Origin of the sequence: Streptomyces sp. KMM 9044 (assembly GCF_024701375.2) — a bacterium.
Taxonomy (GTDB): Bacteria; Actinomycetota; Actinomycetes; order Streptomycetales; family Streptomycetaceae; genus Streptomyces.
Genome location: NZ_CP113910.1, coordinates 3328164 through 3340810 on the forward strand (window position 1 = coordinate 3328164; position 12647 = coordinate 3340810).

Consider the following 12647-nt stretch of genomic DNA (forward strand, 5'->3'; position numbering starts at 1 on the left):
CCTCTGGCCGTACGGAACTTGATTTTCGCAGACCTGTTCCTACCAGGGGCTTCACCCATATCTGACAGCGGGGCACTCGACGCGGTCCGGCTCACCCCGCACGCGGTCACGCACCGCAACCGTCACGTTGCCGAGAAGACCTCAGTGGGTGGATCAGAAGATTGCCTACGGTGACTACCTCGCCGTGCTGCAGCTGGATCACGGGGATCCACCGGATCTGTAGCTGACAGGCGAAGAGGGGCGCCGCTTCCGAAACGGACGGTCGATGCGTGGAAGGGCGGGGCCTGTCCGGCCCCGCCCTTCCACAGTGCTGCACTCCCTTACGGAAGTCAGGTCATGCACCAGCCGGAGTCGCAGCTTCCGTCTCCGGTGTCATCGTTGCCGCGCGCCTTGCCGGGGTCCGTGATGGCCTCGGCGAGAGGACGACCGTACCGGCTGAGGTAGACGGGATCCCGTCCGAGCGCGGCGCGGCGCTCGTTGATCGTTTCCTCCAGTTGCACCGACTTGATGAACAGCTCTGGTTCGTCCTGCCGCTGCTGCCGCCATGCTCCGACGGTACGAAAGGGGCAGAAAAAGCAGGAACTCTTGGGCGGGACGGGCAGCCCTGCTTCCTTGATGATGTGCTCGCAGTCTGTTCTGCGAAGCCGGAGTGAGGTGCCCCGGAGTTTCCGGACAGGGACCCAATAGGGTTGTTCTGTCAAGGAAATGAGGAAGTTCGAAGTGGCGCCACCCAGCAAGTACACCCCGGAGTTTCGTGAGGAAGCCGTCCAGATGGCACTCCGGTCCAGCAAGACCATCTCGGAGACGGCCCGCGAGCTCGAATTGAACTCGGAGACACTCCGGGGCTGGGTGAAGAAACACCAGAAACGGAACGAGCCAGCTGCCGGTGCACCGTTGACGCTCGATGAGCGGGCGCGCTTGAAGGAACAGGACCGGCGCATCCGTGAACTGGAGGCGGAAGTCTCCTTCTTGAAAAAGCCGCAGCGTACTTCGCGAAGGATCCCCGGTAGCGAGCAAGTACGAGTTCATCGAAACGATGCGGCTCGGCACAGCGGAGTGCGCGTATTCCGTCGAGTTCATGTGTGAACGGCTCGGCGTGTCCAAGTCTGGCTATTACGAATGGCGGAACCGTCCCAATTCTGCGACGGTCCAGCGGCGCGAGGAACTGAAACTGCTCATCAAGAAGGCATTCGACATGTCCGACAGCACCTACGGCTACCGGCGCATCCACGCCCAGCTCGCCCGCTGGGGCCACACCGCCGGCCTGGAGCTGATCCGTATGCTGATGCGTGAACTGGGCCTGGTGCCCTGCCAGCCGAAGCCGAAGCGGTGGTCGCTCACCAAGGCCGCCGCGGGCGCCGTGCCGGATCTCGTCGGCCGCAACTTCACCGCCGACGCCCCCGGCGAGAAACTCGTCGGCGACATCACTTACATCAAGACCGGAGAAGGGTGGCTGTATCTCGCGACCGTCATCGACTGCTGCACGAAGGAAGTCATCGGCTACGCGATGGACGACCACTATCAAACTCCCCTCATATCCCAGGCAATTCGCAACGCGGCACGGAACAGGAAACTCGCCGACGGCGCGATATTTCACTCCGATCGCGGGTCGAACTACATGTCAGCAGAGTTCGCGGCGACGCTGAAGCGGTTCAGGCTCCGCAGATCTTCCGGGCGTACCGGGGTCTGCTTCGAGGTGAGTCGGCGGCGGGAATTTCACCCACCGCCGCTCTCAGAACCGTGCGTGAACCTCGCGACTCACACGGCTCCCATTGTTGAACCAGTGGGCAACGCGCCATGCTTCCAGTGAGCGAACATGCCCGGGAATGCTGAGGCAATCTCAGCCAGCCTTCTCCGGGCCTTTCTTGAAGCACGACGATACCGTTTGTACTTCCTCCGGGCCCATTTCACCAGGAACGGATTGATCTGCTGTTCCAGAAACCTGATCAACCTGGACTTGTAGAAGCGCCCATAGTAGTTGATCCATCCCGCCACGACGGGGTTGATCATCGCGGCGATCTCCTGAAAGCTCAGCTCGGTACAGCGCCCCAGTCGCCAGCTCCGGATAGTCCTCGCCATGGACTTCATGGCTGTTTCGCTCACTGCGGGAAGGAAGCCGGTCTTCAGCCTCCCATCCCGCAAGCGGGCAGCCCGAGGACGGAAGGTATACCCCAGAAACGTGAACTTCGTGACCGGGAACTCCCGTTCACGACCTTCCTGTTTGCAGTACACCACCCTGGTTTTCTCCGGATGGAGACGTAATCCGAACTGCAGCAGCCTGCCCTCGATGATGTCGCGGACGAAAATCGCCTGCTTCTCACTGGCACAGTGCACCACAGCATCGTCGCCGTACCGCTCGAATCTGATCGCCGGGTACTCCCGGACCAACCACGCGTCAAAGGCGTAGTGCATGAACAGATTCGACAACAATGGTGAAATAGCAGACCCTTGGGGAGTCCCCTTTTCCCGCCTGACGAGCGTTCCGTCGGGCTGTTGTACGGGGGCGACTAGCCACCGTTTCACATACAGCAGAACCCACGGAAGATTGGTATGCCTTTCCACTGCCGCGTTGATGGGGCCGTGCGGCACGTTGTCGAAGAAGCCCTGGATGTCAAGGTCGATCACCCAAGGATGCCTCCAGCACCGCTGCTTGCACGTCTCCACCGCATCCAGCGCGGACCGCCTCGGGCGGTAGCCATACGAGTCCTGATGGAAGATCTGCTCCACCTCAGGCTCCAATGTCATAGCCACTACCGTCTGGGCGATCCTGTCGGCCACGGTCGGAACCCCAAGGCTCCGAATCCCACCGCCGGCTTTGGGAATATCAACCGCTCTCACGGGTGGAGGGAAGTAGCTTCCCGAGGACAGCCGGTTCCACAGCTTGTACAGGTTGTTCTTCTCATCCTGCTCAAACTCCGCTAAAGACTGCCCATCCACCCCAGCCGCTCCCCTGTTGGCCTTGACCTTCAGGTATGCGTTCCAGACCAGCCGCCTCGGAATATCAAACGGCTTGTCCGCTGGCCTTGTCTCGACCATCCGATTCCTCCCATCGCTGGTTGATCGCCGATCGACACCCAACAACACGTCCCCTTCGCTCCACCCCTATTACGGAGGTTTCATCACTACTACGGGACGTTCCGCCCTCCCGACGCGCGACCGGTACTCCGGCCCTCATGACTCTTCGCCACTTGCGCCTCTCCCTCTCGCGAGCCACGTCAACCCATGGATCGCGGTTTCGCGTCGAGGAGTTCTCCAGTTCCGTTGTGAAGCCCAGACTGAGCTCGCGCCACCTTCATGCCGGACACCGCCAGACCAGTAAACAGGTTCCCGTCTGGCTTGTCCCAGGACAGCATTGAGGCCCTGGTTTTGGTGTCGTCTAAGCTTTACGACACGTCATCGGCGGTTCACTTGCGTTCGCCTTCTCAGCCCACACCTGCCATATTTAGTACGGCTTTTCCATGACGCTCACCACCACGGCTCATTCACCGCAGCAGCTCATGGTGGTTTGACACCTGCACCTGCATGCCGATGCCGAAGGACCTACCTTCATCTCCACAACAGCATGGCAACTGTTCGTTCCCGTCTTCTACATCAGAACCTCACAATCACCTTCTGGACACACCAACGCCATGGCAGAATCGTTCTTCGGGGCCTTGAAGAACGAGCGGGTTTCCCGCGTGACTTACCTGACCCGAGAGGCCGCCCGACAGGACATCACTCGATACATCGAACTCTGGTACAATCACAAGCGCCTCCACTCGGCTGTTGGTTACCGCCCGCCGCGAGAAGTCCACGCCGAATACACGGAGTTGCACATAGCCGCGTGAAATAGACGGTCAGCTCACTGTCCGGAAAACGCGAGGCCCCTCACTCGGCGTGTCCGAGGAGATACGGCTTGCGTACCGCCGTCATGCGCCGCACCTTTTCGATCATCCTGGCGAGTCAGGGCCCCGCGGCTGACTACGGGGGGCTGCTAAGGATATCTCTCACTCGTCCCTCGGAGCCGGGCACTGATGGGCTGCCGAAGGTCGTGCCGCTGGCTGGTGCAGGCGCTTCCGCGCGCACCAGCCCGGGGCTCTCGTCACCTGATCTCTTTGCCCTGGCGGATCTCCCAGGGGCCGACGGGTACGAGGTAGACCTCGTCGGGTGTGGCTCCTTTGGAGGGACGGCCCTAGCTGCGTGAACTGCGGCTTGAGGCACGCCCGAGTGATCGACTCGACCACGACAGCGGGTCACGCGGTGACCGGCACCCTCCGCGCTGTCGATCTTGATGCGACGCGCGGGCGTGACCTGCTGGTTCCGAAAGGATCTCCACGACCGGCAGTCGAGCCCAACCGGCAAATGCCCAGCTCAGCCTGTCCCTCCAAAGGAGCCACACCCGACCTCGTCGAAGTAGCTCAGCCATTTGGCGATCGTTTCCACCGCCCGCTGCGCCTGATCTGGCGTGTGGAGCCCGTCGGCGATCAGTGCCCGCTTCGCGTCGTCAAGATTCAGGGCCCCGCTCTCGTTCAGTGTGCGGACTTCGGTCAGGGACCGCAGTCGGAGGAGGGCTGCGGCCCCGAAGTCTTGCTCGGACAGCCCCGGAGGGATGTCCATATGGACGAGGTCTCGCAGGACACCGGCGAGCACGTCGCTGGAGATGTTCCCGTGTCGACCGTTGTATACCCGGTAGAGGCGCTCAGGGTTCCGGGTCTCTGGCAACCAGCGAGACTGCGCCTCGGTCTCGCCCACCACCAGCATCTGCGGGGCGTCCTCGTCGGCCCGCACGAGGTCAGCCTGCTCGCGGATCTGGCGAGCGAGCTGCACCGTACCGGGTACGGAGACTTCGTCGATGGCGTCCAGGACCCGACACACCTCAGGGTGCGCAAGCTCGGCTTCGATGAGCAGCTCGATGTTCGGAGCCGGCACTCGTCCAGTTGCCTTGCCGGTCAGGTTGGCAGACCCGACGAGGCAACGGCCATCAGCGGCATACAACTTGGCGTGCAGGTTATGGCAAAGCGAGATGTCCACCCGCCCGTCCGCTTCGGCCAGTTCCGCGATTTCCGGAGGGTGTGGCTCTGTCTGAGTGAGATCCCGAGTCAGGCTTGAAGTGCGTATATGTGCTGGTCGGGTAAGGGATGGAGTCGTTCGTGCTCCTTCCGCGTGTGGAAGATCCAGTAGTCGGGGAAGTCGCCGTTGCTGATGACGGCGCGGAGGGTGAGGACGGCTTCGGCGCCGGGGACGGTCCACCTGCTGCCGGTGATGTCGAGTCTGTCGGCGACCAGATGGCGGGCTGCTCCTTCGACGGCGCCGCTGGCGATCGGCCAGCCGGCGGCCAGGGCCTGGTCGTAGTGGACGAAGTCGGCGTTGTTGTCCAGGTATCGGCAGGCTTTGTCCGCGGCGGCGCGCTGGTCGTCGCTGAGGTGGTGGCGGTCGGCTTCGGCGCGGATGTCGTGGGCGGCGCCGGGGGCGTCGCCGGCCAGGATCCGGGCGGCCTTGCTGCCGACCCAGTCCTCGGTGGCGGGATCGGTGGCGGTGTGGAAACAGCGAGCGGCTGCCCACAGCTTCTCGATCACGTGGACGATGTCGAGGACGATGTGGATCGTGACATTGCGGCGGGCGGCCTCGGCCTGGATCAGCTCCCGCTGGTGGGTGGCGCCGTCGATCAGTACGACCCAGGTCCGCCTGTGCTCGGGGTCGCGGGCTTCGGCCTGGTCGAACGCGGCGGCGATGACGGTTTCGGCGTCCTCGCGGACGGAGGCGGTGAGCCATTTCGCCCGCGCGGTGGGTCCTTTGCGGACGGTGCGGTGGCCGGTGCGGCCGCCGGGCGGGGCGATGACGTCGTGCGGGCGGCGGACGGCAGGCTCGGCGTCGTGGACGACGGCGAGGGTGGCCATCCTTTTGCGGCAGGACTTCTCCCCGGCCGCGAGCCGGGTGCGGAAGGTGCGCCGGGCCCTGGCGGCGGCCTTCGCGGTGGCCTCGCGCAGGTGGCCCGGGCGCATCACGATTCCCTTCTGGTCGACACTGAGCACCAGCAGCGTCCCGGCCGGGGCCGGCGCGGGGGTGCGGGCCGTATAGAACGCGGCGACGTCCACGGCCGCGGCCCGCACCAGATCCTCCACCTGGCGTTTGCCCACCACCCGGCCCCCGCAGCCGCGGTCGATCGCTTCCAGCGCGGTGTCGTAGGAACTACGGACCGCTTCGAGGACCGCGAGGCGGCGCAGTCCCAGACTGTGCCGGCCGTGGGGCAGGCCCAGCATGGCGTCGGCGGGGTAGAGGTTGGTCATGCCCGCGCCGCGCAGGGCGCACCGGGTCACGGTCACCGGCCCCAGCACGGTGGCCAGTTGCCGCCGGTGGCCCTTCTCCAGCCGGCTCCGGCCGCCGGCGAGCGCAGCCCGCTCCCGCGGACCGAGGGCGGACAGGTGGTCCTCTTCGTGGCGGGCCCGCCACTGGAGATGGGCCTGCAGGAGCAGTCGCCCCAGCTCCCGGGAGCCCGCTTCGACGTCGGCCTCCACCTGTTCATGCGTCGCGGTGAGTGCTTCAGGGCCGGAGAGGCGGGTGGTCAGCAAAGTGAGGGAAGAAAACACGCGGGCAAAGGGGTCAGCCGCCGCGGCCGTTTCATACGCTGCGTTCATCGGGCTCTCGTCCTCGGACAGTGGCGAATTCGGTTGGCACCATCGACGCTAGGGACGAGAGCCCGGCCCCACACCGGCGCGACGCCGCCCGTCGGCCGCGGCTTCCCGCTCCGGCGCACCCGCTCCCGCCCTCCGCGCGCCGCCCCACGCGAACAGGCCCGGCTCGTCCTCGGCCAGCCAGCCCCGCTCCACCAGCCGTTTCAGCTTCGAACGGAACCCCTCCACCTTGTTCTTGTCCGTCGACAACCCCAGCGCGGCGCACAGATGATGCGCCCGCATCGGATGCACCGCGTCCTGCAACACCTCGACGACGTCCCGGTACGAGCGCGGCAGCACATCCGCCTCAAGCCCCGGCTCCCACTGCGGCACCAGCCGCACCCCGACCGGCGATCCCGCCCCGCTCCCCTCCACCGGCACTTCCCCCGCGGCCTCGTCCACGGACACCCTCACCGCCCCGTCGCCGGACAGGATCTCCGTCATCGTCTCCCGGGTGATCTCCAGCCGGGACAGCCTCTCCTCCCGGTCAGCAACTCGCCTGGTCAACTCTGCGATCTGGGAGCGCAGTTCGGCGATTTCCTCCCGCGCGGCAGCCTCCCGCCGATCGAGCTCCTCCAGCCACGACACCATCGCCGCCTCCAAGACCACGTCTCAGGACACGACGATCCGCCATCCGCGCACGAACGGCAACGGCGCACGGCATCACCAGCTCACTGAAGAAGAGCCGCACCCATTTCCGGATCGGACACTCCCGCCGCCACCTCGGCGACGGACCAGCGTGTGACGCAGTGAATGCGTCCCACGCTGTCCGGCACGGCCGCGAGCGCTGCCTGGAAGGTTTCCTGCTTGATGAAGGGGGCCACCAGGAGAACTTCGCGAGTCGCGCCGAGGAGGAGCTGCTCAACCTGTCGCCAGACGTGATCTCGGGTCACTCATCGTCCTCGTCGTCGGCCTCGTCCGCGCCGAGGAAGTCGCTGGCGATGCGGCCCCAGTCCTGGCGCATCTTCTTGGCTCGCTCCCGAGGCTTGTCCGGAAGCTCGTCCTCAAACCTGGCCCAAGACATGAGCAGGAGCTTGAAGGCTCCAGCCGCGCCCCGCAGCCGCTCTGCGAGTTCTTCTTTGGTGGCGCCGTCGATGTCGCCGTCGAGCACGGCGATGAGGTCGGCATAGACCGGGTGGTCCTGGTTGAGGGTGACCTGCAGCAGGTTGGGAATGTAGTCGATGTTGAAGAAGGCCGGCGAGTCGGGGTTGCGGCTTGTCAGCAGACGGACGTGCTTGCCCTGTTGGATCGACTCCTCAATGATCCGCTGCGCGTCAGCAGGCGTGTACTTATGAGTCTCCACGAGGTTTTCGAGCTGAATCTCCTTGCTCTCTTCCTCGGTGACCTGCTCGGCGAGCGTGTCGGTGAAGCTGGGTTTCGTCTCCACACGGCGCCGCTTGACCGCCTCCTCGGCCTTAGTTTCCACGTCCTCGTGCCGCTTCCGGTTGGCGCGCGTGCCCCTGGTCTGGTCAGCAAGGTCGGAGCGCAGCTTGCCGAGCAGCTTCTCACGGATGTGATAGACGATCTCGATGAGTGGGAGCCGCCGATCCCCCTCCTCGCGGAGCTGCTCCCGAAACTCGTCCCAGGTAAGGCCAGCGGCCTCTTCCCGCCAGTTGAAGTGGGCAAGGTCAGAGAAGATCGTCGCGGCTTGCTTGTTGTTGGTGACCCCGAAGACTTCGTCCAACGCGGGTGGGAAATCGATCTCTACGCCCCACCAGCGTTCCACAGGGTCATAGGAGTTCGTCCAGCCCGTGTCGAGGTCGAGTTCGCGGTTGGCACGGATCAGCGAGATACCGAGGTTCTTGGCGGCGTGCTTGCCCCACGGAGCTTCACCGGGGTTGAGACTCGGAGATACGGCTTTGGGCCACTCCTCGCCTCCGATGTCCGGACGTCGCGCTGCATCGACAGCGATCGAGGAGCGGACGAAGACGGGGTACTCGTTGCCGTCGGCTCCATGGACCATGAACCGCTCGACGCCGATCTCGCCGACGTTGCCGGCACCGAATGGGCGGAACATCGGCTTGGTGTCGAACGGGGCCGGCGTCGCGCTGGGGGCCATCAGGTAGAGCGGATCGTTGGGGCGTGCATCACGAACGCCGGGCAAGGGAGCCCACCCGCGAGCAGGTACCAGCTTGATCCGCGTTCCCTCGGCGATCAGCCGACGGTAGATACGTCCGATCAAGCTCTCGGTATTGGCCAGAGTCGCCTCCGCGCCACGCCACTGGACCCGTTCCAACTGTGTCCACTGCACCAAGGTGCCACTGGTTCCGAGCCCTTCGGCCAGCGCTTGCCATTCGTCCGGGACGCCGTCGAGCTTCGGCTCGGGGACCTCTTCGAGCCCGCCGCGCACCTCCGTCAGATCAAGGTACGTGTGCAGTGCATTGTCGGGTCCGTTGGTCCAGGACCAGACGTCGACGCGGTCACACTGGGAGATGCTGGAGTTGGGCAGGCCGACTCCGAAGCGTCCTATCCCCTTCCGCTGTTGCCGCGTTCCCGCACCGAAGCGGAGGGATTGCCGGAGCGTCTCGGGGTCCATGCCACTACCGTTGTCGAGTACGGCGATCTTCTCGACTCGATGGCGCGAGCGCTGCGACGGACGGTCAGTCGACTCAACAACGAACAGCTCGACGATGTCGGCCCCGGCTTCAATGCCGTTGTCGATCAGTTCGGCGATGGCGTGTGCCGTCGACTTGTATCCACTGTCCTGCAAGGCTTTGACCGTCAGGTCGGAGGTGACGATCGAGTACTTGGATGTCATCGAGCCTTCCATACGTCTTCCCAGTTGGTGAATGCCTCTGCCACGTCTCCGAAGCCCGGGAGCGCGGGGTCGACGACGGTCACGACGTCGCATGTGGAGGTGCCGCCGGCCTTGGGCCCGCGGATCACGCGGCCCACCATCTGGCTGTACAGCACGAGTGAGCGAGTAGGGCGGGCAATCACGGCGGCGCTCGCCGCGGGGGCATCGAAGCCAGTGGTGAGCACGCCGTAATTCGAGAGGACCATCGGTCGGGTTCCAGGGCCCTTGAAGCGGTTGATCACTCGATCGCGATGACGCGTTGAGGATTCACCGGTGACCTGCTCGGCATCGATTCCGAACATGCTCAGGATGGCGACGATCAGGCGGCTGTGCTCGATCGAGGCGGCGAACAGAAGGATGCGCCTGTGCTGCTCGCTGAGATCGAGCACGGTTCGGACGACCTGAAGGTTCCACTGCACGTTGTCGGCAAGACCTGCGATCAGTTCATCGGGGATGTCAAAGGACGCAGCGAGAGCCTGCTTGTCCCGTGCGCTGAGCTTCATCCCGGAGTCAGCCGCAACCGTGCGAAAGTCTGGGCGGGCGAGGTACCCCTGCTCGATGAGAGCGGTGACGGGGTTGTCGTACCCGTCGATCTCCAGCATCACCTTCTGGCGTGCGAAGAAGTCCGCGAGCTTCTCGTCCTCCGAGATGTCAGCCCACGTCCTTCCCGGCGTGGCGGTCAGCCCCAAGAGGCTCGAATCGCTACGGAGCGTGAGGGCTTCGACCACCCGGCGGTAAGTGGGCGCGATGGCCTGATGAGCCTCGTCGAAGACTGTGAGCGTCGTGCGGAGCGCAAGTTGGTCGAGAAGGCCCGGCGTACTCTTTGCCGCGGCACCCGCCTTCTCCAGTCCGAGTACGACAATCCCGTCGGTGATGTCATCAAGATCGGTGGGAGCGTCCCCCCACATCCGGGCTACGGTGACCTCCCGATTACCGAGAGAGGCCCATGCGCGCTCGAACTCGAGCGCGGCCTGTTCGAGGAGCTCGCGGCCCCGGGCCAGCCACACGACCAGAGTGGGCTCATGCTGCCGAAGGTGGTCACAGATCAGGTCCATGCCGGTGCGCGTCTTGCCGACCCCGGTCGGCAGGTGCAATACCGTGCGACGTTCACTGGAGTAGAGCAGACGCCGCACTTTGCCGGCCGCACGCCGCTGATGCGGGAAGAGGCCATAGCTCGGTTCGGACGGTCTCCGTGAGGACACGGGAGCCTCGGGCGCTCGATCAACGACGAGCCCAAGGAAGCCAAGGAATGCTCGGCGCTCTTCAAGCGTCCAAGGCAGAGCAGACAGGAATACCGCCGGCGACGAAGACGTGTCCCAGCCAAGGCGTTCTGCCAGTTCCGCCTTCTTGCCCTCGGGAAGTAGCTCCAGCAGCTGCGCGCGCTCCTCGGGATCGCCGATCAACTGCTCCGGAGAGACGGCCGAGGCTGCGACCTTCCGGATGGCATCCTCAACGGACCCCTCCCGCAGCAATGCGAGGAGTTCGCAGGCGTGCTCGCCAAGCAGGCGCCGTATGTAGGTCAGGGGGGCCGCATCAAGGACGGCCTGAAACGCGATGCCCGGGGACCCGATCACAGGACCCCCCAGTTCGTCTGCGTCGCATCTACTTGCCGCGCCCCTACCGCGTGCAACCCCATCCCCCTACCAGATCGTTTACCCCTCATCCGCCACACCCCATTCAGTGGGGGTTCAGCGCGTGATCAACCCTAGTCCTGACCACTGACAGCCGAAGCCGGCTCGGCGCAATCCACGTGGATTGGCAGTCGAAGCTGCCGGGCGGACCGAGGCCGTGTGACTCAACTCCCCGGCCTCTCATGGCTTTTACCGGTGGTCACGAAGCAGCCATGATGCGAACATATGTTCAATCAGCGATGGTCGCATGCGCTCACCAAACGCGCGAAAACCGCGCCTGCGTCTCACCCGCATCCACCGGCAGCTAGGATCTCCGTTGACAACTGGTGGAAGCTGCCGCACCGCCGCGAGCAGCCACCAGTTGCACAGACGGATCACAGAGAAGCGGGGTGGATAGTGACAGAACGGACGCTTAGTTCAGGTCTGGCCTATCTCGATTACAACGCCACGGCACCCATGCGACCCGAAGCGCGAGAGGCCGCGCTCGCCTCGATGCAGACGGTGGGTAATGCGTCAAGCACGCACCGTTCCGGCCGTGACGCCGCGCAACGGGTAGACGAGGCTCGCCGCCAAGTCGCTGATCTGTTGAACTGCTCCCCTGGCGAGATCATCTTCACCTCTGGAGCCACCGAAGCCAACAACCTCGCGCTGCGAGCTGCCCACAGCGTCGGCGGGACTGTGATTACGAGCACAGTCGAGCACCCCGCAGTGCTGGAAACCGCCAAGAACCTTACGGCAACCGCGCCCGACGCGCTCAGACTGCTGGCGGTGGATGCGGACGGCCTGGTGGATCTAGACGGCCTCCATGTCGCCCTGTCTGCGGGTGACGTGGCGATCGTCTCCCTGATGGCCGCGAACAACGAGACGGGCGTCCTGACCGACCTCGCACCGCTTGCGGAAGCGGCACATGCGGCGGGGGCCCTTTTCCACACCGACGCCACGCAAATGGTTGGCCGACTGCCGATCGACCTCGCCGAGGTCGACGTGGATTTACTGTCTCTGTCAGCTCACAAATTCGGCGGCCCGCAAGGAGTGGGGGCCCTCTTTGTCCGCCGTGGCATCTCGCTCCCGTACCACCCGCTGATCTTCGGCGGAGGGCAAGAACGCGGCTGGCGAGCCGGGACACTCAACGTCGCTGGCATCACGGGGGCGGGAGCAGCAGCGGCAGCAGCACACCGCGGCCTGACGGAAGAGATCGCACGGGTCACACACCTCCGTGACTTGCTGGAGAGTGCTCTCGTTGAGCAGCTCGGCGACTGCCGGATCAACGGTGCGCTCGACTACCGGCTACCTGGTGTTACCAGCATCACATTCCACGGCGCCCTTGCCGACGCCGTCCTCACCGCGATGCCAGATGTCGCTGCCTCCGAAGGAAGTGCGTGCTCATCCGGTGCACCGAGCCCGAGCCACGTGCTCCTGGCCATGGGGCGTAGCCGGGAAGAGGCAGACTCCACTGTCCGGTTCTCTCTTGGGTACGCGTCAACACGCGCCGATGTCGATCAGGCAATCGCCTCCACGATCCGCGCAGTCCGGCAGGTGCGCGCCACCTTGGCGATCCCGATCTGACCC

The 12647-nt window shown here is 64.7% G+C and carries 12 protein-coding genes; 4 read left to right on the forward strand and 8 right to left on the reverse strand.

Annotated elements, in window-relative coordinates; genetic code table 11:
• Window positions 1-329 precede the first annotated feature (329 nt).
• A complete protein-coding gene (locus tag HUV60_RS14925; RefSeq protein WP_257850781.1) occupies window positions 330-500 on the reverse strand; it encodes a hypothetical protein in 171 nt (56 codons plus the stop codon).
• Window positions 501-705: 205 nt separating this feature from the next.
• Between HUV60_RS14925 and HUV60_RS14930 the strand changes: the two genes are divergently transcribed.
• Both HUV60_RS14930 and HUV60_RS14935 read left to right on the forward strand, forming a co-directional pair.
• The gene (locus HUV60_RS14930) at window positions 706-1086 is read left to right on the forward strand and encodes a transposase (RefSeq protein WP_257853085.1); all 381 of its coding nucleotides are present in this window, start codon (window positions 706-708) and stop codon (window positions 1084-1086) included.
• Complete coding sequence (locus tag HUV60_RS14935) at window positions 1037-1810, forward strand: IS3 family transposase (RefSeq protein WP_257853086.1); 774 nt, start codon at window positions 1037-1039, stop codon at window positions 1808-1810. Before HUV60_RS14930 ends, HUV60_RS14935 begins: the two co-directional genes overlap by 50 nt.
• Here HUV60_RS14935 and ltrA read toward each other — a convergent pair.
• Window positions 1759-3036, reverse strand: coding sequence for a group II intron reverse transcriptase/maturase (gene ltrA, locus HUV60_RS14940; protein ID WP_257847794.1), 1278 nt, complete (start codon window positions 3034-3036; stop codon window positions 1759-1761). The two genes, HUV60_RS14935 and ltrA, sit on opposite strands and share 52 nt — an antisense overlap.
• 554 nt (window positions 3037-3590) lie before the next feature.
• Between ltrA and HUV60_RS14945 the strand changes: the two genes are divergently transcribed.
• On the forward strand, window positions 3591-3827 hold the full coding sequence (locus tag HUV60_RS14945; protein ID WP_443047521.1) for an integrase core domain-containing protein: 237 nt from the start codon (window positions 3591-3593) through the stop codon (window positions 3825-3827).
• A 523-nt stretch (window positions 3828-4350) separates the two neighbouring features.
• Here HUV60_RS14945 and HUV60_RS14950 read toward each other — a convergent pair.
• The 6 genes from HUV60_RS14950 to HUV60_RS14975 form a co-directional block, all read right to left on the reverse strand.
• The gene (locus HUV60_RS14950) at window positions 4351-5010 is read right to left on the reverse strand and encodes a hypothetical protein (protein WP_257850780.1); all 660 of its coding nucleotides are present in this window, start codon (window positions 5008-5010) and stop codon (window positions 4351-4353) included.
• Window positions 5011-5078: 68 nt separating this feature from the next.
• Window positions 5079-6614: an ISKra4 family transposase gene (locus tag HUV60_RS14955; protein ID WP_257848170.1), complete on the reverse strand. Its 1536-nt coding sequence runs from the start codon at window positions 6612-6614 to the stop codon at window positions 5079-5081.
• A 48-nt stretch (window positions 6615-6662) separates the two neighbouring features.
• On the reverse strand, window positions 6663-7241 hold the full coding sequence (locus HUV60_RS14960) for a hypothetical protein (protein ID WP_257848171.1): 579 nt from the start codon (window positions 7239-7241) through the stop codon (window positions 6663-6665).
• 80 nt (window positions 7242-7321) lie between these two features.
• Complete coding sequence (locus HUV60_RS14965; protein ID WP_257850779.1) at window positions 7322-7543, reverse strand: hypothetical protein; 222 nt, start codon at window positions 7541-7543, stop codon at window positions 7322-7324.
• Entirely contained in the window at window positions 7540-9408 is a 1869-nt protein-coding gene (locus HUV60_RS14970; RefSeq protein ID WP_257850778.1) for an ATP-binding protein, read from the reverse strand. Before HUV60_RS14970 ends, HUV60_RS14965 begins: the two co-directional genes overlap by 4 nt.
• Window positions 9405-11021 (reverse strand): DEAD/DEAH box helicase, encoded by a 1617-nt coding sequence (locus HUV60_RS14975; RefSeq protein WP_257850777.1) that lies wholly within the window; start codon window positions 11019-11021, stop codon window positions 9405-9407. The genes HUV60_RS14970 and HUV60_RS14975 overlap by 4 nt, the downstream gene beginning before the upstream one ends.
• Before the next feature lie 453 nt (window positions 11022-11474).
• On the opposite strand from HUV60_RS14975, the gene HUV60_RS14980 reads away from it, so the two are divergent.
• Window positions 11475-12644 carry a cysteine desulfurase family protein gene (locus tag HUV60_RS14980; protein ID WP_257850776.1) on the forward strand — a complete coding sequence of 390 codons (1170 nt, stop codon included), beginning with the start codon at window positions 11475-11477 and terminating at the stop codon, window positions 12642-12644.
• The last annotated feature ends 3 nt before the right edge of the window (window positions 12645-12647 follow it).